The organism is Thermoactinomyces mirandus, from assembly GCF_013868055.1.
Lineage (GTDB): Bacteria > Bacillota > Bacilli > Thermoactinomycetales > Thermoactinomycetaceae > Thermoactinomyces > Thermoactinomyces mirandus.
In genome coordinates this window covers 42138-65615 of the sequence record NZ_JACEOL010000003.1, presented here as the reverse complement: position 1 = coordinate 65615, position 23478 = coordinate 42138, and the positions used below count along the sequence as shown (strand labels likewise).

The 23478-nt window shown below is 43.8% G+C and carries 21 protein-coding genes and 1 pseudogene; 16 read left to right on the top strand and 6 right to left on the bottom strand.

Annotated elements, in window-relative coordinates; all coding sequences use genetic code 11:
* Positions 1-478 precede the first annotated feature (478 nt).
* The 4 genes from H2C83_RS01580 (at position 479) to H2C83_RS01565 (ending at position 5934) form a co-directional block, all read left to right on the top strand.
* Positions 479-2773, top strand: coding sequence for a phage/plasmid primase, P4 family (locus H2C83_RS01580; protein WP_181737111.1), 2295 nt, complete (start codon positions 479-481; stop codon positions 2771-2773).
* A 272-nt stretch (positions 2774-3045) separates the two neighbouring features.
* Positions 3046-3945: a phage major capsid protein gene (locus H2C83_RS01575; RefSeq protein WP_181737109.1), complete on the top strand. Its 900-nt coding sequence runs from the start codon at positions 3046-3048 to the stop codon at positions 3943-3945.
* Positions 3946-4020: 75 nt separating this feature from the next.
* The gene (locus H2C83_RS01570; RefSeq protein ID WP_181737107.1) at positions 4021-4224 is read left to right on the top strand and encodes a transposon-encoded TnpW family protein; all 204 of its coding nucleotides are present in this window, start codon (positions 4021-4023) and stop codon (positions 4222-4224) included.
* Between the two features lie 57 nt (positions 4225-4281).
* A complete protein-coding gene (locus H2C83_RS01565) occupies positions 4282-5934 on the top strand; it encodes a recombinase family protein (protein ID WP_181737105.1) in 1653 nt (550 codons plus the stop codon).
* Between the two features lie 192 nt (positions 5935-6126).
* Here H2C83_RS01565 and H2C83_RS01560 read toward each other — a convergent pair whose 3' ends face one another.
* Positions 6127-6438 (bottom strand): hypothetical protein, encoded by a 312-nt coding sequence (locus H2C83_RS01560; RefSeq protein ID WP_181737103.1) that lies wholly within the window; start codon positions 6436-6438, stop codon positions 6127-6129.
* Positions 6439-6732: 294 nt separating this feature from the next.
* Positions 6733-7365 (bottom strand): L,D-transpeptidase family protein, encoded by a 633-nt coding sequence (locus H2C83_RS01555; protein ID WP_181737101.1) that lies wholly within the window; start codon positions 7363-7365, stop codon positions 6733-6735.
* A gap of 294 nt (positions 7366-7659) precedes the next feature.
* On the opposite strand from H2C83_RS01555, the gene H2C83_RS01550 reads away from it, so the two are divergent.
* Positions 7660-7866, top strand: coding sequence for a DUF1657 domain-containing protein (locus H2C83_RS01550; RefSeq protein ID WP_181737099.1), 207 nt, complete (start codon positions 7660-7662; stop codon positions 7864-7866).
* A gap of 154 nt (positions 7867-8020) precedes the next feature.
* Positions 8021-9352 (top strand): annotated as a pseudogene (locus H2C83_RS01540) (amino acid permease).
* 512 nt (positions 9353-9864) lie between these two features.
* On the opposite strand, the gene H2C83_RS01535 reads toward H2C83_RS01540, so the two are convergent.
* The 3 genes from H2C83_RS01535 to H2C83_RS01525 form a co-directional block, all read right to left on the bottom strand.
* Positions 9865-10182: a YmaF family protein gene (locus tag H2C83_RS01535; RefSeq protein WP_181737094.1), complete on the bottom strand. Its 318-nt coding sequence runs from the start codon at positions 10180-10182 to the stop codon at positions 9865-9867.
* Positions 10183-10483: 301 nt separating this feature from the next.
* The gene (locus tag H2C83_RS01530) at positions 10484-11698 is read right to left on the bottom strand and encodes an MFS transporter (protein ID WP_181737092.1); all 1215 of its coding nucleotides are present in this window, start codon (positions 11696-11698) and stop codon (positions 10484-10486) included.
* 59 nt (positions 11699-11757) lie between these two features.
* Entirely contained in the window at positions 11758-11937 is a 180-nt protein-coding gene (locus H2C83_RS01525) for a hypothetical protein (protein WP_181737090.1), read from the bottom strand.
* Between the two features lie 97 nt (positions 11938-12034).
* Here H2C83_RS01525 and H2C83_RS01520 point away from each other — a divergent pair, with 97 nt between their 5' ends.
* From H2C83_RS01520 to H2C83_RS01480, 10 genes are all read left to right on the top strand, one after another.
* Positions 12035-12823, top strand: coding sequence for an SDR family oxidoreductase (locus H2C83_RS01520; RefSeq protein WP_181737088.1), 789 nt, complete (start codon positions 12035-12037; stop codon positions 12821-12823).
* Between the two features lie 454 nt (positions 12824-13277).
* Positions 13278-14750, top strand: coding sequence for a 4-hydroxyphenylacetate 3-monooxygenase, oxygenase component (gene hpaB, locus H2C83_RS01515; RefSeq protein WP_181737086.1), 1473 nt, complete (start codon positions 13278-13280; stop codon positions 14748-14750).
* Between the two features lie 144 nt (positions 14751-14894).
* A complete protein-coding gene (hpaD, locus tag H2C83_RS01510; RefSeq protein ID WP_181737084.1) occupies positions 14895-15869 on the top strand; it encodes a 3,4-dihydroxyphenylacetate 2,3-dioxygenase in 975 nt (324 codons plus the stop codon).
* A gap of 429 nt (positions 15870-16298) precedes the next feature.
* Positions 16299-16427: a hypothetical protein gene (locus H2C83_RS18005; protein ID WP_281364068.1), complete on the top strand. Its 129-nt coding sequence runs from the start codon at positions 16299-16301 to the stop codon at positions 16425-16427.
* A 206-nt stretch (positions 16428-16633) separates the two neighbouring features.
* Entirely contained in the window at positions 16634-17251 is a 618-nt protein-coding gene (locus H2C83_RS01505) for a thioredoxin domain-containing protein (protein WP_181737083.1), read from the top strand.
* Between the two features lie 84 nt (positions 17252-17335).
* The gene (locus H2C83_RS01500) at positions 17336-17557 is read left to right on the top strand and encodes a hypothetical protein (protein ID WP_181737081.1); all 222 of its coding nucleotides are present in this window, start codon (positions 17336-17338) and stop codon (positions 17555-17557) included.
* Positions 17558-17582: 25 nt separating this feature from the next.
* Positions 17583-17804, top strand: coding sequence for a hypothetical protein (locus tag H2C83_RS01495; RefSeq protein ID WP_181737079.1), 222 nt, complete (start codon positions 17583-17585; stop codon positions 17802-17804).
* A gap of 104 nt (positions 17805-17908) precedes the next feature.
* Positions 17909-21115, top strand: coding sequence for a type 2 lanthipeptide synthetase LanM family protein (locus tag H2C83_RS01490; protein WP_181737077.1), 3207 nt, complete (start codon positions 17909-17911; stop codon positions 21113-21115).
* 164 nt (positions 21116-21279) lie between these two features.
* Entirely contained in the window at positions 21280-22188 is a 909-nt protein-coding gene (locus tag H2C83_RS01485) for an ABC transporter ATP-binding protein (RefSeq protein WP_181737075.1), read from the top strand.
* An 8-nt stretch (positions 22189-22196) separates the two neighbouring features.
* Positions 22197-22961, top strand: coding sequence for an ABC transporter permease (locus H2C83_RS01480; protein WP_181737073.1), 765 nt, complete (start codon positions 22197-22199; stop codon positions 22959-22961).
* Positions 22962-23023: 62 nt separating this feature from the next.
* Here the strand turns inward: H2C83_RS01480 and H2C83_RS01475 are convergent, their stop codons facing one another.
* Positions 23024-23467, bottom strand: coding sequence for a winged helix-turn-helix domain-containing protein (locus tag H2C83_RS01475; protein WP_181737071.1), 444 nt, complete (start codon positions 23465-23467; stop codon positions 23024-23026).
* Between the last annotated feature and the right edge of the window lie 11 nt (positions 23468-23478).

The window sequence follows — 23478 nt, the reverse complement described above, 5'->3', positions numbered from 1 at the left end:
AAAGTCTAATTGAAAAATCCAAAACTACAGCATTCAGCCTTCTTAAACTAAATATCGCTTTAGCTCAAATTTGAGCAAAAGCATAAGCATTACAGCCGTCTTTTTTGGAAAATAGACAGGCTGTTTTTGTATTTTTAGGGGTTCGAATCAATAGAATTCTTCGCTTATAGATGAGGAAGAAAAATATTTTTAGAAAATCCTCAACTAATGTGATCTACCAAGGCTATAAGGTGAGAGGAAAAATAATCCCCCAACGAAAGTATAGTTTTTCTCTCATTGCTCCTTGACAACTGAATACCCCGAAATGCAAGAGATACTTCAAGGTGAATATGCCATGACAAGATTTCGAGCGTATTCCTTGAAAGATAACGAGGTTGTGTCAAACAAGGCAAACCCTCTGGAACCGTAGCATTTCGGCTCATTTTTAACAGGCAAGGAGGTGAAATAACTGAATACACAATATGAAAACTTGCCGCAGATGCTTAAAGATAAGCCACAGTTTTGCTGTTGGAAATATGAAGAACGAAGTGGCAGAAAAACCAAAGTTCCCTATAACCCAGTTACGGGAAAAAGGGCAAAAGCAGATAAACAGGGCACTTTTAAAGATTTTAGTTCGGCGGTAGCTGCTGTAAGTAATTATGATGGTATCGGATTTTTGGTGGGTAATGACATATGTGTTATTGACTTAGATTATTGCTTTGATACCAGCGGTAAGCTTAAGCCTATTGCCCAAAATGTTGTAGAGGCTTTTAGTGGTTGCTATATGGAACACAGTCCATCTGGGAAAGGTTTGCATATTTTCTTTAAGGCCACCGGCTTTAACTTTGACAAAACAAAATACTATATCAACAACAGAAAGCTGGGAGTTGAGGTCTATGTAGCTGGAGCAACAAACCGCTTTGTTACCGTAACAGGCAATGTATTTGTAGACGGTGATATACCGGAGAAATCGAATGAGCTACAGATGATACTAGACAAGTATATGCTACGTCCTACCCCTGTGAAGCAACTACTGGATACAGAAAGTCAATCCTATTTGTCTGACAAGTCTGTTATTGAGAAGGCATTAAAATCGGCAAACGGAGAAAGGTTCAAAGCATTGTGGCAAGGGGATACATCTGGCTATGCTTCTGCCAGTGAAGCTGATTTGGCACTTTGCGGTATGCTGGCATTTTGGTGTGGCAGGGATATTGGGCAGATGGACAGACTTTTCCGGCAGAGCGGCCTAATGCGAGATAAATGGAATAGACCACAGTCAGGTAGTACTTATGGAATGATAACCATAGAAAAAGCTATCGCAAATGCTACTGAAATATACAAACCAGGTGGTAAGCGTTCATCAGCTACAGAGGATTTTGGTGAATGTTCTCTTACTGGCTTTAAGCCTGAGAGTAACGATCGCTACCCTTGGACGGATATTGGGGCAAGCAGGCTGTTTGCTGATTATTATAAATCTTTAGCCCGCTTTGTTCCCGAAAGGAAGATGTGGTTTTGCTACGAGAATGGTATTTGGATTCCTGATGTCGGTAATCTCAAAGTGATGGAAATGTGTAAATCATTGGCTAATCAACTGCTAACCTATGCTTTGACTATTCAGGATGAACATCAAAGAAAGGCATACATTGACTATTGCCGAAAGTGGCAGTCAAGAAGATACCGAGAAACGGTACTTAAGGATGCGCAGAGCGTATATCCCATATCAATGGCTGAATTTGACCAAGACCCGCTTATGCTCAATTGTGCCAATGGAACCTTGTTTTTAATATCCATGGATTTTCGTCCCCACAACAGTGAGGACAAACTCACAAAGATATCTGGTGTTAAGTATGATCCAGAAGCAAAAAGCGAGCGATGGGATAGATTTATTCATGAGATTATGAGCGGAGATGAGGAAAAGACAAAATTCCTCCAAAAAGCCTTTGGCTACAGTATCAGCGGAGACACTCGGTATGAATGCCTGTTTGTTCTCTATGGTGCTACAACTCGAAATGGTAAAGGTACGCTATGTGAGAGCGTTCTTAAGGTATTGGGAAGTTATGGCTGTACCGCAAGGCCAGAGACTATCAGTCTGAAAAAGAACAATAACAGTTCAAGTCCAAGTGAAGATATTGCCCGGCTTGCAGGAGTACGCTTTGTAAATATCTCAGAACCTAGCAGAGGACTTGTCTTAAATGCTGCACAAGTAAAAAGCATGACAGGTGGTGACACCATCAATGCAAGGTTTCTACATGAGAATTCTTTTGACTTTTCGCCAAAGTTTAAGCTGTACATCAATACCAATTATCTACCAGTTATTACGGATATGACACTGTTTTCCAGTGGCAGAGTGGTAATCATCCCTTTTGAACGACACTTTGATGAAAGTGAGCAGGATAAAAACTTAAAACGTGAATTCGCCAAAGCGAAGAATCAGAGTGCTATCCTCAACTGGCTAATTGAAGGCTATCAGCTGTTAAAAAAGGAAGGCTTAATTTTACCTGATTCCGTTAAGACAGCAACGGAGGCTTATAAGCGTGACAGCGATAAAATAGCATTATTTTTCGAGGATGCCTTGGAGGAAAGTCCTAACAGTGAGGTGCGGACATCCGAAGTGTATGCCCGATATCAGCGGTGGTGCAGTGCCAATGGATGTTATTCGGAGAATGCAAGAAACTTCAAACAAGCCTTAACAGCTATCGCCCGTGTAGAACGGAAACGACCACGTTCTGGTGGTGGAATGACCACAATGCTTATCGGATATAAGCTGACAGAAGAAGAATTTTTTCTTATTTAAACACAGTGTAGCAGCTTGTAGCAAGAAAAACAGGTTATATAAAAAATCGCTCTCGTATAGAGAGTTTAGTTTTTACCTGCTACATCTTGCTACAAAGCTTAAAACCACTAAACCACTGGATACAACTCCATGTGTTAATACCTACCCCCTAGGGGAGTTCAAATCTCCACACCTTTTCATCTGGACAACGGGCGTGGGGCAACGCGTAAAAAAACGCAGTTTCAAACGGGGTATATACCCCACATTTAATTAAATTTAGGAGGTAAACGATTATGGCAACATCAACAACTTATAATAGAGCGTTTTGGAATGTTATGAAAGGAAGAGAAGAAAATAATCAAAATCTAAGCGAGGGCTTTGATAATGCAGGAGCCTATGTCGCACCAGACGAGTTCCGAGAAGGCTTTAACACTGCATTGGCAAAGGAGAATATATTCCGCAGATTTGCTACTGTTATCAATCTATCTTCTGCAGAAGGTAAAATTCAAGCGGTATCTTCAACAGGTACAGCAGATTGGGTTGAAGACGGAGATCCAATCCCCGAAAGTGCCGATACATTTACACAGTTTCTGGTGAAATCATACAAGCTGGCATCTCTTGTCAAGCTAAACCGCTCATTCGTCACCGATATGAATTTTAATCTTGAAAAATATCTGATGGGTGATTTTGCGAAGCGTTTTGGTAAGGCTGAGGAAAATGCATTGCTTAATGGAAATGGCACAACACAGCCTACAGGTATACTTACGGCAGACGCAGATGTAACTACAGCAGATAGTGCTACCATCTCTTTTGACGAGATTATTTCGCTGTATTTTTCATTAAAAGATGAATACCGAAATAACGCTGTGTTTATCATGCACGATAATACAGCCATGCTTCTTAGAACCCTTAAGGATACAAGCGGCAGTTATCTGTGGAACTCTTCAGATAACACCATCTTCGGAAAGCCTGTAGTTACCTCTCCATATATGCCTACAGTATCTGCAGGAGCGAAAAGCATTGTATTTGGAGATTTATCATACTACTGGCTGATTGAGCGTCAGCCAATAACAATAAAAAAATTAAGTGAGTTATATGCATTGCAGGGGCAAATTGGATTTTCTGCTTACGAGAGATTGGATGGCAAGCTAATTCAACCAGATGCTCTGAAAATATTACAAATAAAAGCTTAAATGATGGATTAAGCACTGAGTCATCAATTCGGCTCAGTGCCAGTTCCTTCAAAACATCGGACAGGAGGTCACGATATGGAAAATCAAAGTAACAGCCGCACAACCAAATCCGATATCGGAGGTACGGTCTATGTTGTGGAATCACGAATAAGTGATTCAGCAAAGGAAAGTGCATATTCCAAGCTGAAACGACTGATTACAGCCAACGCAAAAAGCCTTTCAAAGTTATCTGATAGTTCATATAAACCCACGGAAATCAACTCGACTTCTTCAAGGTAGTACGGTAATATACATAGTGCTAAACCGCTTGAAGACTGTCGGAAATGGAGGATAAAAATGAATAGACAGTCAACATTTAGCACTATACGTAAATCAACATTAGCATTTGAAGAAGCGAAAATTACTGCTCTTTACTGCAGGCTTTCCCGTGATGATGAGCTTGCAGGGGACAGCAACAGTATAGTAAACCAGAAGGCAATTCTAAAGAAATATGCTGAGGACAACGGTTTTCGTAACATCGAATTTTATGTGGATGATGGGGTCAGCGGTACAACTTTTGATAGACCAGACTTTAACCGCATGATTGCAGATGTAGAGTCCGGTAGAATTGGAACGATTATCATCAAGGATATGTCCCGATTCGGCAGGGATTACCTTAAAGTAGGATATTATACCGAGATTATGTTTCCTGAAGCAGATGTACGATTCATTGCTATTAACAACGGTATTGATAGTGCAAACCAAACGGACAGTGACTTTACACCTTTTCTTAACATTATTAATGAATGGTACGCTAAGGATACTAGCAAGAAAATCCGGGCTGTGTTCAAATCCAAGGGACAATCTGGTAAGCCACTCTGCACCAATCCACCTTACGGTTATATTAAAGACCCTGAAGATAAGTTGCACTGGATTATAGATGAGAAAGCCGCCGAAGTGGTCAGAGATATTTTCCGACTGTGCATGGCTGGCTTTGGACCCACGCAGATAGCAAAGCAACTTGAAAAGCGATGCATTGATACACCTACGGTTCATCTTCGCAAAATGGGTATTAACACTCCAGCAAGACCACCTGAAAACCCATATGCTTGGTCGGCTCGTACCGTAGCAGATATTCTGGCTAAAATGGAATATCTAGGTCACACGGTAAATTTCAAGACTTCTAAAAAGTCATATAAGAGCAAAGTCAAGATATTGAATAATCCAGAAGATTGGCTGGTTTTCAAAAATACCCATGAAGCAATTATTGATGAGGGCACTTGGGAAACAGTGCAGAAAATCAGAGATGGCAAGCGAAGACCATCACGATTAGGTGAAATGGGAATGCTCTCTGGCATGATGTTTTGTGCCGACTGTGGAGCAAAGCTGTATCAGGTTAGAGGCAAGGGATGGACACACGATAAGGAATACTTCGTTTGTGCTACTTACCGCAAGAAAAAGGGTATGTGCAGTTCACATCAGATACGCAATGTTGTAGTGGAACAGCTTTTGCTAGAAGACTTAAGACGTGTAACCTCCTTAGCTAAAGACCATGAACAGGAATTCATCCGTATAGTTATGAATAATTCAGAAAAGGAACTTGCCAAAGAACTTCGCCAAAGTCAAAAGGAGTATGAACAAGCACAGACTCGTATTGCTGACATAGATAAAATCATTCGAAAGCTATATGAAGACAATGTGATGGGCAAAATTCCCGAAGAGCGTTTTTACAAGATGTCAGCTGAATATGAAGCCGAGCAGAAGGCACTGGAGGAAAGGATAACCAAATTAAAGCATACCATTGATACAGCAAATGAACAGTCCCTCAATACCGACCGCTTTTTAGCACTAGTTAAAAAGTACACAGAAATTACAGAATTGGATGCAGAGATTATCCGAGAGTTCATTGACAAAATTATTGTATTTAAGGCTGAAAAAGTAGATGGCCGCAGAACCCAGCGGATTCAAATTTTCTATAACTGCATTGGCGCTATCGACTTACCAAACTAAACGAAAAAACGGCATAGCCGAATATCAACGACTATGCCGAATTTTTCAGGAATTAATAATCCCTATCTGACCGCTCCTAATTGGGGCTTTTTATGTTGGGGGAAAATGCAAATAGGCTATTGGAAGCCAATTTTCTTCCGGCAACTGACTAACAGGGGGTTTAAATCCCCTGTAAAGATGAGCAGATGATGATCAACCTTTTATTCTCTCCTGCAACATTTTTTCTATCCGTTCAAACCGTTCATCAATACTGATGATTCGTTTCTGCAATTCTCTGGCCATATTTATGGATTTTATCAAAATCTGTTCTACATTCTCGGAACCTCTTTTTTCTCTGCGAATGGAACTTGTGTCACAAACGGAACTTGTGTACGGATAATAATGAACACCGTAATACAATTTGATCACTCCCCTGCTATAAATAATCATGTCTTTCAAGCCAAGGAGATAACTCCAATCGGGCAGCAGATCCCCTTGATGAACATCCGCAGAATTTGCTGACATATCACCCCTCTTTCATCCGTTTCTACCGTGTAAGAATCGCTTTGACCCTTTAAACGGTTTCATGAAGTGGGATACTCATGGAGAGTGATATTAACCTTATGAAGCTTTGTCTCCCGGAAGGATTTCAAGACCTGAGTGATCCATCCTTTGCTTTGAATGCTTGACGTAGCAGCAGGACTTTTTGTGGTTTGTCAGTTCCTTCCCATTATACGCGGAGTATAGGACTCTGACCGGGCTTACTTGGCCTATTTTCAAGCCTTTATGTACACCGGAGTCTTTTTCCTGAAGTGCATTTTATTCAAGCAACCCTAATGCAAGATACTCTTCGATATAAACTTGCCCATCTTTTTCCAACCCGTGATCTTTTTGAAACTGCAGGACGGCTTTTTCCAATTCCCGTCCGAAAATGCCATCCAGATCCCCTTTGTAATATCCGCCATGGTACAGTCGATTTTGGATCAGCAGGACTAGTGTCCCTTTTTGGCCGCGAAATGACCTGGAAACTTTTTCCGTCTCATTTGCGCCCAACAGCGGTCCCTCGATAATTACTTTACTTCCAAGGGGAACCATTTTATAGATTTTTTTAATGTTTGCGTTCAGGATTCGTAAACACCCATGACTTGAGTGCTCTCCGACGGAATAAGGTTTATTGGTTCCATGAATGCCAAACCTTCCCCAAGGTACGTTGAGGCCCAGCCAACAAGGCCCGAACCCGCCTCCCCAGTTTTTTCCCTTGTCTACAATGAACCATTTTCCAATTGGAGTAGGCGTTTTCTCCTTGCCGATCCCAACGGGAAATTGAGCTTTGACCTGTTTTCCCTGCATGACATAGAGTTTATGCTTCCATAGGTCAACCCGTATCCAGACTTCGCCGGGCTTGTCTTCTTTGGCATCCACAATCGGAAGCGGGAACAACAAGCCAATCATTAATAACAATAGGATAAAGGGATTTTTTGATCGGATCTTCTTCACCTTCTTCCCGTTTATTTTCGATAAAAGGTTGCTTTCCAGTCCTTTTTAAATTTTCTCCATCTCTTTTTTTTATATGTAAAAATCCCTTCTTGTTTTGTTTCGATCGGGTTGTTTCTCATTATTTCGATTGGATAAATTATTCGACAAGGTTTTACCCTTCCTGAAAAGAGATCTGAACGATAAACAGCATAAGATTCCAGCAATTGGACAGATTAATGATATCCAATGATAAAGAAAGGTGGTTTCAGCATGACTGTTTCTTCTGATGTTAAAACAGCTGTAGCCTCATTAAAAAGCGCTCAAGCCAGTTTTGAACAGTTCGCTCTTAGCACGGAAAATAAACAAGCCAAGCAAATGTATACCAATGCGGCACAACAGGTACAGCAAATTATTGGTCAAGTCGAACCGCGTGTGCAGCAACTTGAAAGCGAAGAACCTCAATATAAAGGATTTTAATTTTAACAGTGCTCAAACTCTCCTGGAATATAAAGAAGGTTCTTACTGTGCGATTGAGTAACAAGTAAGAACCTTCTGTTTGTGTCGGCTTTTTCGTGTGGGAGAAAACAGAATAAGCCTGTTAGAAAGCATAAGGAAAATAGTAAAGTATAGGATGGGTACAATGGCGATGGAAAAGCAAAAATCAATTGCGGTTTTTCCACATATTCATGCAAAACAGTGGAAAAAAATGGCCTCGAGACAGGATAAAGAAGGAATTTTCGCGTGGCAGCTCACCTTTATCGGAATCGCTTCTATTTTGGGAGCGGGGTATTTTTTGGCTACAGCGAGTACCATCCATGAAACCGGAGTATCTGTGCTTCTGTCATATGCAATCGGTATTCTTGTTGTGTGGACCATTTTCGCAACGTTTGGTGAAATGCTGGCCCGGGAACCCGGGCATAAAGGGTCGGCCTTATCATATATAGAGAAATACCTGGGACGGGCATACGGCTTTATCGGCAGTTGGCTGTATTGGCTGGCAGGGATATTGATCATGTCGAGTGAGGTAACGGGGATCAGTATTTTTACCTAAAAGTGGTTGCCTCAGATGCCAATATGGTTGTTGTCCACCCTGTTTACGTTATTGGCGATGGGAATAAACCTGATTGGCATGAAGAATTACGGAAAAGTCGAAATGTTTTTTGCATGGATCAAAATCGTTGCCCTGTTGTTATTTATCGGCCTGATTGCCGGGATGATCTGGGCCGGGGAAACCCAACCAAATGGGAGTATTGTAAACCGCGGTGATTGGTTTGTACAGGGGGCAGCCGGATTTTTGACCAGTTTAAGCCTGATGTTTTTCACATTCGGCGGAATTATCGCTACGGGCATGGCATCAGCGGAAGTGGCTGACGTACGTGTCATTCCCCGGGCATTCAACAGGTTAATCATGCTTTTAGGCAGCTTGTACCTGTTTGGTCTGCTTGCGGTTCTTTCCGTTAATTCATTTGCGGTTATTGTCCCCGCACAAAGCCCATTTGTCATTACTCTCAGTCGAATCAATATTCCTTATTCTGACCATGTGCTTAATGCGGTCATGATCTCTGCCGCCTTTTCCACCATGACAGCGGCCATGTTCGGGGTTTCCCGTATCCTGGTAACCCTCAGTGAGCGGGGAGAGGCGCCGCGCCGATTGTGCTGCGAGAATGGCAGAGGGGTGCCAATTCGTTCTCTGTTCGTCACTGTGGCTGCGCTGTCCATATCTATCCTGGCGTCAGTCTTTCTGTCAAAAGAGATTTATGAGTATCTGACCACCTCTGCGGGGGTGATTCTTATGTTCCTATGGACCCTTATCATATTTGCCCATGGGGGATTTGTCCGCGCTCAATCGGGCTTGACCCGCACCAGGTACGCATGGCAAAAGACTGCTTCCATTACAGTTATGGCGATTGCTGTATTGGGTATATTGCTCCATCCTTCCCGTTGGGTCAGTTTGCTGATTTAGAGTGGTGTTAATTTTTGTGGTAGCTGGAGTATATAGAGTGATGAGAAACAGAATGCTGTCCGGGAGATTCCAACCGAATGGCAATGATTGCCGCAACGATGATAGGGAGGGTTAATCCAATTCCGATTAAAGACAGCAGAATATCCATTATTCGCTTTCCATACCTGTAATAAAATTTTCCCTCGTTTCTTATAAATGCAGCAAGTGGAAAGTAGGCGGGATTGATTCCCTGATATGGATTTCCCTTCGACCTGGTTTTTTTTTACTGAATAACCTTGGCACCGGGTAATCCTCCATAAAATTGGTGAAGTTACTATATTGTATTGTGAATGCGGCATACCGTGCAGTGTAAAGTTCATGAACAGGATAAAAAAAGGGTATATTATATTCTTAAGCCCGTGCAAATCAAGCTTGAAAAAAGATAAAAGACCTTGGGGATTCCCCAAGGCCTTTTGATATGAAAGGAAAGTTTGAAAGAACAGAGAGTTGATTCATCATCTTGATTGTTCAAACTATATAAGGGGACGATCAATCAGCGTAGTAAAGATAAATCTGTGCACATGACCATCATCAAACGTAGTGACGCCTCTTACCAAGTGCACATGTTTTCCATTACCGACCGGTATGGCCGGACCTGTTCTTATGATGAGTTTGTGATGATGATCGCCAAAGTCTGTATTTACCTTTAAAGTGTGAATATGATTTCCCCCTCTTAATGGAATCGCTTCACTGGTCACTCCGGCAAATCGATGATTGTGTCTTTCTTGACCTTGTTCAGCCAGCTTTGTGCTGCCTAAAAATTCATGGGTATGTCTTTGTTGCCGACTCATCAGGAAATACACCTCCATAAATTTTTCGAAAATTGTTTCAATAATTGATTACAGTATATGGAGGCTATGTTTTCCCTGTTCTTGTACATGTTTTTTTGTGTATCTGCCTGTCGGAGACCTTCAACGGGGTCTTGGCTTCAGAGGGGGATTGTTTTCCCCCACTGAAGCTTAGAGCCAGTTAATACAGTGACTAGCCGCTCTTATCCCCCGCTTGAAGAAGCAGGGGTATTAGAGCGGGTTGTCATCTGTGATAAAAAAACCCCCGATTTCCCGGGGGCTTAAGCAGGGAGAAGCTTTTCGTTCATGATACCTTCCCATACTTCTTTTTCATTTCTTCGGCGACTTCCCGCGCGATTCGATCCTTGCAATGGGTATGATTGGCGATTCGCACACGTCCGGGAATCTTTCCGGTTTCCTGATAAAATTTAATCGCCCACATTCTTGCGTGCTTGCGCATGTCTTCTGTTTCGGGATTGTCCTGATCGTTAGAGGCAGTTGCCTTCAGACCGCTTTCTTGCCTGGCTCCGTTTCCGGTTGGATTTTCACCGGAATTCCGGTTGTTGGATGGAGCGGTTGCTTGGCCGGCTTTATTCTCATTTTCGGTATTTGCTCCGTATTCTTCCTGTTTTCCGGGACGGGCAATTTTCCTCCCGATCCCGTCAGTGGCAGTTGAAACAGGGGCCGGCTGTTGGAGATCGTCTTTTGTCAACTCTTGCACTGTTTCCGGTTCCGATACGGAGGATGACTGGGATTCTTTATTCTCCATCACCATTTTGGGAGCCAATTTTTCAACCAGTTTGATGCCATTTTCGTTTTTTTCTTCCAGCAGGAATTTTTTCCACTCGTTATGGGGGCGCAACGTTTTTTCCGCTGCTGTTTTTGTTTGTTCCCGGTACATGGCGATCGCTTTCTCAAGGTCAGCGGGGGTCAGTTCCGAATGCTTCTTTATAATCCTGTTTATGTCCCGCGTCCGCCTTTTTTCCTTGTCACTCAGAAACTGATAAGCGAGAATTCCTTCAGCGATGATCAGTAAAATGGGAGTAAAGAATCCGATAATCCAGCCTGTCCAGTTTTGCGCCATTCCGGTAATATTTGACCATTCGACAAACAGGAATCCGAGTACAAAGCCAATAAACGAATATCCATCTGGCCTTTCACCCTTCATCAGGCTTCGCGTCATGGTAGCCACGGATGAAATAAATACAATTTCAAACATGATCACTCCAACATATTCCATTCCTCCGACAGCTCCGCCTCTGCGCAAAAGTTCGAGGGAATGGTACACACTGAAGGCAATCGTTCCGATCAGGATGATGATGGTACTGAGTTCAATCAATAAGCCGATCAAAAAAGCGAACAGCTTGCGTGCGGTTATGTAGATGGCATTAAAGAGATTGACAAACATCGGGCCGAAGTCTGCAATAAAGAATCCTACACTGTATAGTCCTCGGACAACCACATTGGGTGTACGTGTATGATTCGGATAGATGACGTCTTCTGCGTTGGTATGATACACACGAATCCACTCCTTTGCTGCTGTTTGCCTTGGATGATGGAGGAATCGTCCAGGGACTTTTACTTTATACCGTATTCCCGGCGCACCAGTTCCAAAGCTGCGTGAAACCCCATTTTAAAAGCCTCAATCTCCCCGGGTGATTTTAAAATGCCGCTGGATAAAATACTTTCGGCCGCGTTTTCAAAGGTCGTCAGCGTCTTTGCCAAACTGCCGATGCGAACGATTTGTTGCTGGCTCACTTCCATCATCTCCTGTGAATCAATTGATTCAAATTATATCATATGATCAGAAAGGATTTGATACAATCAAACCATAAAGGTGAAGGAGGTTTGAAAAATGGATCTGGGACTGAAAGGGAAATCCGCGTTAATCGCAGCATCCAGTAAAGGTTTGGGCAAGGCGATTGCGCTTGAGTTGGCCCGTGAAGGAGCTGATGTCGTAATTACGAGCAGAAATGAGGATCAACTTCAGAAAACGGCTGCCGAGATTGAAGCCATCTCTGGTGCCAAAGTGGCAACCTGTGTGGCGGATGTTACAAAATCGAAGGATATTCAGGCATTGATTCAATTTACAGTAGCTGAGCACGAAGGAATTGATATCCTCGTCACCAATGCGGGAGGGCCTCCGGCTGGGAGTTTTGACGACTTTGGCGACGAGGATTGGGAAAATGCCTTTCAGTTAAACCTGCTCAGTATGATCCGGCTGATTCGGGGAGCGCTCCCCTATATGCGCAGGAAAAAATCAGGCCGAATTGTCAATCTGGCTTCTTCTTCATTCAAACAGCCCATCGACAATCTGATTCTCTCGAATACGTTTCGGACAGCCATCGTCGGCCTGTCTAAAAGCTTATCCGTTGAATTGGGCAGGGATGGCATCCTGATCAATACGATTGGCCCTGGGCGAATCGCCACCGATCGGATCGTGTCACTGGATATGACCTATGCGGCAAAAACGGGTTTGTCTCCGGATGAAGTGAGAAGCCGGAGCGTGGGACAGATTCCTTTGGGGAGATACGGGACTCCGGAGGAGTTTGCCAAAGTGGTTGCTTTTCTGGTTTCCGAAGCCAATACTTATGTCACGGGCCAGGCTTTCCTGGTAGATGGCGGCTTGGTCAAATCCATTTGAATTTGGAGAGATCATTTGACATTTATTTCAAATACGAATCTGCTTGTCGATAAAGGTGAACTAGCGATTTTTAGAAGTGGAGTAATTTGAAGGCATTTACTTACAGGGAAAACGGGCGAAACTGTTTGAGCGCAAGCAAGTGAAGAGCCCGCCTGGAAGTGAATGCTGAGCGTTATGATGGCTTGTTGGCAAGGTGGAGACGACAGAGTTCCGAAAATCGCCTTCCTGTATATATTTTTCTAAAGTTTGCTTCATATTAAAAATGAATATATGTGTTTCATATATGATATATACAATATATATATTTTTAATGTAAGAAAAAAGACGGTATACTTTAAAAAAAGAGATTTACAATAAGCGGAAATACTCATATTGCCAGAGGCTTAATCAAGCCTCATTGTTCCGTTTTAATAATCTAAATATTTTAAATCTTGAGAGGAAAAGAGGGATCTGCATGCCGGCAAGAACAGGAAAGCAATATTTGGAAGCCCTGGACAAGGCGAAAAACAATGTTTGGATTCATGGTGAGAAGGTGGACAAGGTCTCCGAGCATCCGGCATTTCGAAACATTGTAAAAAGCATGGTCGATCTGTATGATCTCCAGCATAAAAAGCCGGACAGGATGTTATATACCTCTCCGACCACCGGGGATCCCGTGGGTTTATCCTTTATTGAGCCGAGGACAAAGGAAGATCTGGCCCGCAGAAGAGAGATGGTCTATGAATGGGCCCGTTACTCCGGCGGTATGATGGGGCGGTCGCCGGACTATTTGAATACCAGCGTGATGTCCTTTGGAACAGCAGCATCTTTTTTTGCCCAGGATAACCCGATGTTCGGCGAAAACGTGCGCAAGTACTATGAATATTGCCGGGAAAACGATATCAGTCTGACACATACCCTGATTCATCCGCAGGCAAACCGGGCCAAAAATCAGTCCAATCAGAGAGATCCCTATCTTTCAGCCAGGATTGTGGATAAAACTTCTGAAGGAATCATTGTGCGCGGTTGCCGTTTGCTGGCGACCCTTGGCGGGGTAACCGATGAAATTGTTGTTTTTCCTTCGACCCTCAATAAAGCAACCAGTGAAGATGATCCTTATGCCTTCGCCTTTGCCATCCCCAACAATACGCCTGGATTAAAATTTATTTGCCGCGAGTCGTTTGATTATGGCAAAAATCAGTGGGATCATCCAATGGGTGCCCGCTTTGATGAAAGCGATGCCATTGTGGTGTTTGAAGATGTACTGGTTCCCTGGGATCGCGTATTTATTGCCGGAAACCATGATTTATGCAATCGGACGTATTTTGAAACCAATGCCGTTATTCACATGACCCATCAGGTTGTGGCGAAAAATCTGGCAAAAACGGAGTTTATCCTCGGCATTGTGTTAAGCATTATCGACGCAATCAATATTTCCAGGTTCCAGCACGTCAAGGAAAAGGCGACAGAAGTGATGATTACGCTGGAAATTATGAAAGCGCTTCTCCTGCAATCGGAAGCGGGGGCCAATATCGATCAATATGGAAACATGACCCCGGACTTCGCCCCATTAAACACAGCCCGTAACTGGTATCCCAAAGTGTACCAGCGTTTGACGGAAATTATTCGCATCCTTGGTTCCAGCGGTTTGATGGCGATTCCGACACAGGCTGATTTTGAAGCGGATGACATTGGCGACCTGATGCACAAATATAATCAGGGTGCGGCCATTGACGGATACGAGCGCGTGCAATTGTACCGTTTGGCCTGGGATGTCTCCATGAGTGCCTTTGCCACACGCCAGATGCTGTATGAATATTACTTCTTCGGCGATCCGGTCCGCATGGCAGGGGCTTATTACGACTGGCACGAGAAAGACAAATATAAAGAGTTGGTAAGGGAATTCCTGGATCGGGCAAACACAAAACAAACGGCATCCAAATCATAGGAAAACCGGCTTTTATCCTGATTCCTGAACAAATATGTTATTTATCTGTAAGTCCATTCAAAATGAAAAACGGGTCATTTTCAGTTCCTTATGGAACGGAGAATGGCTCTATTTATCACATCCGGGACCTGAGGAGAGAAAAATATGAGTGATGCCAATATCATCCGATTGCATCATGTGAATATCAATGTGACCGATCTGGAGAAGGCGCGCCACTTCTATGTGGAAGGGCTGGGAATGATTGAAACCGAAGCGGATGAAAACAATATCTATCTGAGAGGGTTGGATGATGGAAATCATCATTGCCTGGTTCTGACAAAAGCGGAGCGGCCAAGTCTCAATCATATTGCCTATCGGGTGGCAAGCGACGAAGATCTGGACAAATTGGAAAAACTGTTTATAGAAGAAGGCCTGCCCTTCCGCTGGCTTGAAAAGGGAGAAGAGCGCGGCCAGGGAAGAGCGATTCGTATGCAGGATCCACAAGGGTTTCCTGTTGAATTCTTTTGCGAGATGGATTGGGCCGAACCCCTGATTCAAAAATATTACCTGCACAGAGGCGCCAGGGTCAAACGGATTGACCACGCCAATTGCCTCGTCCGGGATATCGATTTGGCTTATCGCTGGTATATGGAGAAAATGGGTTTCATGTGCTCCGAGTATACAGTCGCAGGCGAAAACGGAGAATATTTATGGGCCGCCTGGCTGCATCGAAAGCCGACCGTTCATGATCTGGCCCTGATTCGTGATGCCGGCCCGCGTTATCATCATACCGGTTTCTGGATTGACGACGCCAAAACGATTCTGGATGCGTGCGATCATTTGGCCAGTATCGGCTACTACGCCAATATTGAACGCGCTCCGGGCCGGCATGGCACATCCAACGCTTTCTTCGTCTATGTTCGGGATCCGGACGGACACCGGACAGAATTGTACACGGGCGATTACTTCACAAACGATCCGGACTGGAAGCCGATCCGCTGGCATCTGAATGACCCGCAGCGAGCTACGTTCTGGGGCACCTTGCCGCCGAAGAGCTGGCGGGAGGAGGCCATGCCAGTACAGCATATTATTACTGGCCAATTGATGGAGATCAGAAAGCCGGTGGGAATTAAAAAATAAAACCCCGCAAAGTAACCACCATTTCCAAGACGAAATCTCTGCGGAAAGGGAGATTTCAGACTGTAGAAAAACATATAGAGGAAGACGATTTTTAGAAGCGGAGTGACTTTGGAGCCGCTACAAAGCGAAAGCATTCCCTTCCGGGGAAAACGGGCGAAACTGTTTGAGCGCAAGCGAGTTTTGAGCCCGCCTGGAAGGGATTGCTGAGCGTCATAACTACTTCTTTGCAAGGCGGAGACGGAACGGAGTCCTAAAAATCGATTTCTGACACTTTGTTGACAAGCTGAAATCTCTGCGGAAAGCGGAGATTTTTTGTTTTGTTGAAGAGCTGGATCGTTTCAAACGAAGCATTAAAAATAAGAATAAATTAAGGTTTATATCAGAAATATTTAAGTATTTCATACTATGATAAATAAAAAAGGAGGAAAAATGATGAAAAAGGTGTTGCTGGTGGCATGTATTTTTACATTTTTCACCCTGACCGCTTGTAATTCCCTGTTAGGCAATGTTAATCATTCACTGCCTGTCGAAGAGAAGGAACAATCCCAAACGGACTGATCAATAAAGATGGCTGCATAAGATACTTCCTGAAAGTTGGCTCCCTGTTCATGGCCAACTTTTTTCTGTTTGCGAACCAATTAAATCGAAGAATACAACAAATGTTTTGCCCGATGTAGGGGGAATTAATCTTAACGCTATTAAGGACATGGGTTTATTTGCCATGAAATAATGGTGGATGAAAAAAGATTGGAGGGGGATGGAATTTGAAAAAGTTGACAGTGATGAGTGGTATCGTTGTCCTGGTAATTTGTGGAGTGTTGTTCTTTTGGGGAATGACCCGGCAAGAGGAGCCATCGGTTGCTTTACCCCTGGAAGGCCAACCGGTGCTTGGGAGCAAGGATGCACCCGTGACCATTGTGGAAATTGGTGATTTTTCATGTGGATCATGCCGCAGCTTTGCACTCAATGAATTTCCCAAAATAAAAAAAGAATTGATCGATACCGGAAAGGCAAAGTTTTACTTTATCGATAATCAGTTTCTAAGCGAGGAATCGGTTTTGGCAGGAATGTTTGGACAAGGGATTTATCAGCAAAACCCCGGGCGTTTTTGGGATTTTTATCATGCCTTCAATAAAGAAAAACAGCGTAATAAAAAGGATTGGGTCACGATGGATGGGCTCATGGCATTTGTAAGGAAGGAAGTGCCTGGAATAGATTATGAGAAATTGAGGGAGGATGTCGAGAAAAAAAGGGTTTACGAGGAGGTGGAAAAAGATTGGCGATTCTGTATGGAGAACCATATCAACTTCGTGCCAACGGTTTATGTAAATGGGATCAAGGTAGAGCCAACTTTTGAAGAAATTAAATCTGAAATTAAATAATATTATGTTTTGTTAGATAAATTTAAGGACAATGACGATCAAGATGAGTTATAACTAGGATAGCGCCATAAACAGGAGGTGACCATGATGAGCAAAGAACAGATGATTCGCCTTTGGAAAAATCCGGAGCTGCGTGCGGAAGGGATCGATCATCCGGCAGGTTCCCTGGCAAAAGAACTGGATGAAGCGGTCCTGGCAAACGTGGTAGGCGGATGCGGATCTGGCGGTTTCCCGTCCATTACCGCAGAATGTACATGTCACAGCGGTATCACAGAATGTTCCTGGGCTGGACGCGATTGTTGCTGATTATTTAAAAAAGGGGTTGTGATTCATGAGCAAAGAACAAATGATTCGTCTTTTGAAAAATCCGGAGTTACGTGCAGAAAAAGGGATCGATCATCCGGCAGGTTCCCTGGCAAAAGAACTGGACGAATCGATCCTGGCAAACGTGGTAGGCGGATGCGGATCTGGCGGTTTCCCGTCCATCACTGCAGAATGTACATGTCACAGCGGTATTACAGAATGTTCCTGGGCTGGACGTGACTGCTGCTAAGTGATTCCGTTTCCAAGAGTGTGGCTTAGGCCGCACTCTTTTGTATATTCTTAACAATTCTATTATAAATCGATAATTCCGAATAGTAAAGAGGTGTTCCATAGATGATCAGCCAAAGAAAGTGCTTCAGCGATGACATCATGAAAACTTTTTTCTCGGGCTCTTTTTTATCGGAACGGACTTTTCAGGATCATGTGGATTTATCTGATCAGGATATTGCAAAAAAAGTTTCCCGTTGGCGGAGAGAAACCGGTCTGAAGTCTGAAACACTGTTCAGAAAAAGATTGAGCAATGATCAGTTAAGCGAAATGCAATTTCAATCCCTGATCGCCACGAAGGATCAACCATCCGTAAAGAATGCAGGTGCCTGGCTGAAACAGTTCAGCCAAATCTGTGAACTGGCAGCCAAAACCACCATTGAAAGGCGAAACTGTCTGATCCGGTTTTGCGATTTTCCTTATGTGAATGGAGTCTGGCCTTTTTTGGCCTGGGCGGATAAAGAGTTTCGCTGCCATTGGCGCAATCTGGAAAAAAAATACGGGATGCTGCCTTTTGCAACAGACAGATTTACTGCACAGCTGGTCTATGATTTGGGCAATAAATTGACACGCACCGCGGCTCAAACGTTTACACTGGAATTGCATATCGCCAGGTTGACGGATCAGTTAAAGGGAGACAATGCAAAGGCAAGGTACCAGTATTATTTGGACTGCCATCTGACGGAACTGGGGAAACTTGTAAAGATTTATGCCGAATATCCCGTTCTTGCCAGATTGATAACCACTTTGACAAACAACTGGGTCCGGAACATTGCAGAAGCCGTGGACAGGTTTTGCGGTGACCAGAACGAAATCAGGCAGGTTTTGAACATGGAAACCGGTCGCATCAGAAAATTGGAATGCGGCTTGTCAGACTCCCATAAACAGGGACAGAATGTCATGATTTTGACATTTGAGGATGGATCGAAACTTGTGTACAAGCCAAAGCCCCTTGGGGTAGCCTTCCATTTCCAGGAAATGTTGCAATGGCTGAATGAAAAAGGCTTTTCCCCACAGTTCCGGATTCAAAAAATTTTGGATAAAGGCAAATATGGCTGGGAAGAATTCATTGTTCCGAACCATTGCCACACAAAAGAGGAAGTCGGGCGTTTTTATCAGCGGCAGGGCGGATATCTGGCATTGCTTTATCTTCTTGAGGCGACCGATTTCCATTTTGAGAATGTGATTGCATCAGGGGAATATCCTTTCCTGGTGGATACGGAAACCTTGTTCACTCCGCGGGTAATGCCAAATCAGCATTATGAGTCCGCTTTGGTGAAGGCCAGGGAACATGTTTCCAACACTGTTTTGCGCACGCAGATGCTTCCCAGCCTATTGGGAGGAGAAAATGGAAAAAAAGCAACTGAAATTGGAGGATTGGGCGGTGAAGAAAACCAGGAAACTCCGTTTGATATCTTGCAATGGGAAGAAGTGGGTACGGAAAATATGAGAGCTGTTCGCAAACCGGGAATGTTAAGCGGCGGAAATAACAGGCCGGTCCTGTATGGCCGAAGAGTCGATTTTCGCGATTATGCGGAAGATTTGATTACAGGATTTAAACAGGCTTATGATCTGTTTTTGCAATTTCGGCAGGAATTGGTTCATGCAGTGCAAAAGTTTCAGAACGACTCGATCCGCTGTGTTTTACGGCCCACTTATATTTACTCATTGTTGCTGGAAGGTGGCAACCACCCGGATTTCCTGAGGAACGGGCTGGATCGCAACCGGCTGATGGACCGGTTATGGGCCGGACTTGAAGGAGCGCCGCACTTGATGAAGACGATTGCTTCGGAATTGGAGGATTTGTTGCACGGTGACATTCCGTACTTTCATTCCAAACCTGGTTCCATTCATCTCTGGGATAGCAGAGGAAAGAAAATAGAGGATTTTTTTGCGCAGGACGGCTTGTCCATTGTCCTGAATCGATGCCGTCATTTAAGTTTGGAAGATTGCGAGGAGCAGTGCTGTATCGTCCGGGCTTCACTCGGAATCGGAAAAGAGGGACATGAAATTGGTGTGGTATGCCATCCGGAGGAAGACAGGGGTCCGGTCAAGGAATTGTCAGACAGAAAGGCGCTTGTGGAAAAGGCTGTACAGATCGGGAATTATCTGGCTGACAAGGCAATCTGGGGCAGTGAAAGAAAAGATGTGACCTGGCTGGGGCTGCAATGGATGGGAATGAATTTGCAGTGGCAATATGCAGCCCTGGACATTGGACTGTATAATGGATTGTCCGGAATGGCGTTTTTCTATGCCTATCTGGCACAAAAAACAAAGTCGTCCAAATTCATGAGATTGGCCGAGGCATCTTTGACCGGCTTGTTGGACATGGCGTTGAACAGAAAATATGCCGTTCATCCATCTGCATATATGGGACATGGTTCGGTTCTTTACACATTGCATCATTTGGCTCATGTATTTGGGGATGCTTCATTGCTTGATCTGGCATTGGAGGAGAGCAGAAGACTGGAAAAAGTTTTGCATGAAGACCGTGCCTACGATTTGCTCAGTGGCGTAGCCGGCCTGATTGTTGTATTGCTGCAGTTGCATGAAGAAACCCATGAAAAATATTTGCTGGATCTGGCGATTCAGTGCGGAAACCATCTGGCGGAACATGCGGAAGATCTGGAAACGGGAACAGGATGGAGAAACCAGGTTTCCAATATTCCCGTTGGAGGGTTTTCACATGGAGCGGCGGGGATTGCATGGGCTCTTGCCGAACTGTTTGCCAAAACCGGACATAAAAAATATGAGCAATTGGTTTTGAAATCGCTTGAGTTTGAAAGAAGCCTGTTTGTCCCTGAAGAGAAGAACTGGAAGGATTTGCGGGTCAGGCCCCACACGATGTCCCTGATCAGTTGGTGTAATGGTGCGCCGGGGATCGGAATGAGCCGCCTGTTGATGAAAAACAAGATAGATGATGCCTATATGGATGAAGAAGTGGATATTTGTATTAAACTGACGAAAGAACGTGGCTTTGGGCATACGCATTGTTTATGCCATGGCGACATGGGGAATCTTTCCTTTTTGCTGTTGGCCGCGGAACAGAAAGGCGACCGGGATCTGGAGAAATTTGCCCTTCAGCAGGCCGGCGCGGTTTTGTCCAATATAAAAAACATTAATGATTGGAAATGCGGTGCCGTTGCCGGTGTTCAATTGCAGGGCCTGATGCTGGGGCTTGCCGGGATCGGTTATGGCCTGTTGCAGGCAGCCTGCGCAAAAACCCTTCCTTCCCCCTTGTTTTTGGGACCGCCAGTTCACTCAAAAAAATAACAAGGGAAGCCGGGAGACGATCTCGCATTCAGAGTGAGTCTCCTTTTTTAAGGGGAAAAATTGATTTTAAAAAAATCGTAAGAAATTTTTAAGAACAGATTAAAAAGCATGTAAGAACTTTTATTTATATTAATTCCATAATAAAAAGCTAAAGGAGAATCCCGATGAGTTATCTGTTACGAACCTATAATCTTACAAAGAGCTATGGGGATACAAAAGTCGTAAACATGGTCAACATGAATATAAGAAAAGGGGAAATTTACGGGTTCCTCGGGCAGAATGGCGCGGGTAAAACAACAACGATGAGAATGTTGCTTGGTTTGATTAAACCCAGCTCAGGGGAAATCGAAATGTTTGGGGAAAAAGTAAAAACAACCAGTTATCAGCGCCCTTTCAAACGAATTGGTTCGATTATTGAGACTCCAGGCTTTTATCCAAATCTGACGGGGGAAGAAAACCTGGAAATACATCGCCGAATGATGGGAGTGCCAGATAAAAAGGCAATCTACAGGGCTTTGGAAGAAGTGGGGCTGTCCCGGGCCAGAAACAAGAAAGTAAAAGCTTATTCTCTGGGTATGAAACAGCGGTTGGGGATTGCCAGGGCCATTTTGCATGAACCGGAACTGTTGTTGCTGGATGAACCGACAAATGGACTGGATCCCATCGGCATCAAGGAGGTCAGGAAAAAAATCCTTGAGCTGGCTCATTTCAAGAACATCACCGTGCTCATTTCCAGTCATATCCTGAGTGAAGTGGAGCAGCTGGCCGATAAAATCGGCATCATTCACCAGGGAAAACTTCTGAAAGAACTGGATTCCGAAACGATCAGGAAGATGAATCGGCGTTATCTGGAAATTCGAGTCAACAATGAAAACAAGGCAGCGGTTCTGCTGGAGAAAAAGCTGAACATTCCCGATTTCCAGGTGGTAGAACCTGGGGTAATCAGAATTTACGGGGAGATAGAGGATGCGACAATGATTTCCCGCCTGTTCATTGAGCAAAATGTTGATATTTATGAAATGAATGTTTCCAAAGACACACTGGAAGATTTCTTTGTAAAGTTAACCGGTTAGGAGGAATCATGTTGGAGTTTGTCAATATTTTATACGCTGAGTTGGCTAAACTGAAGAGATCGCCGGTCGTCTGGATAATCCTGTTTGGAGCAGTCACTCCGGTACTGCTCAGTTTTTTTCCGCTGATGCTAAGTGCCCTGTACGAAAATGTCAGCGGAAATGAAGGGTTTCTCCTGTTTCAGGGATCGGTCTCATTCCTGAACCTGATTATTGGTGTGCCTCTTTTTTCCCTGATCTCCACCTATTCCATTGTGATGGAATATCAAAGTGGCACCATCAATCAGTTGTTAACCTATCCGGCAACAAGAGTAAACATCATACTGGCAAAAATAATGGTCATATTTATTAACATTCTGATTACGGTATTTTTGTCTTTTGCGATTGCTATTGTTCTGGGTCTGTTGACGTTTCAGGAATCCATCATATTTTCAGATCTGGTTTTTTTCTTTGAGATTTGCCTGGTTACCTGCCTGATGCAGTTTGCGTTAATTCCGGTGATCATCGCGATCAGCATCAGAAGCAAAAACATTGTTGTTCCGACAGGTTTCTCCATTGCGGCCGTAATTTTCGCTGCCCTGATCCTGTCCAAACAGCTGGCGATCTTCTTCCCCTGGTCAATCCCCACACGGATCCTGTTTGACTTGACCAATTACGGGGGATACGCCCAAATAAACTATCTCATCCCCATTGCCATCCTGGTTTTGATCTTTTATATTCCTTTGGTTTATTGTGTCTACTATTTCAATAAAATGGATGTACATGGGAGCCATTAAGAAGCGGGAAAACCGGAAAGAGGGAAACACCACAGCCGATCATGCTTCCCTCTTCAAATCTTTTATATCGTTCTCAACTCATACCCGATTTTCCGGTGGGTGAGCAGAATTTCAGGATTACAGGCGCGGGGTTCAATTTTTTTTCGCAATCGGTTGATGTATACATACAGTGTATCCGTTCCAATCGGAGCATCCAGTCCCCATACTTCGTTAATCAGTTCTTCGCTGCTGACAATGGTGTTTAACCGGTACGACAAATAATTGAGTAATTTGAATTCCAGCTGGGACAAGGGGATTTTGGCGCCGTTTTTGTAGATGCACTTTTCTTCTCTGTTAAAAAGAATGTTTTTGCCCAATTGCACACGGGTATCATTGATTGCGGAAGACTCGATAATCAGTGTATTGCCTTTTGGACCTGTAAAAACGCAGTGTAATTGATGCTTTTTCAGGATGTTTTGGATATATTTCGCGGTATGATAATCATCAGTAATCAAGGTGATACTCATTTTTTGGCCTC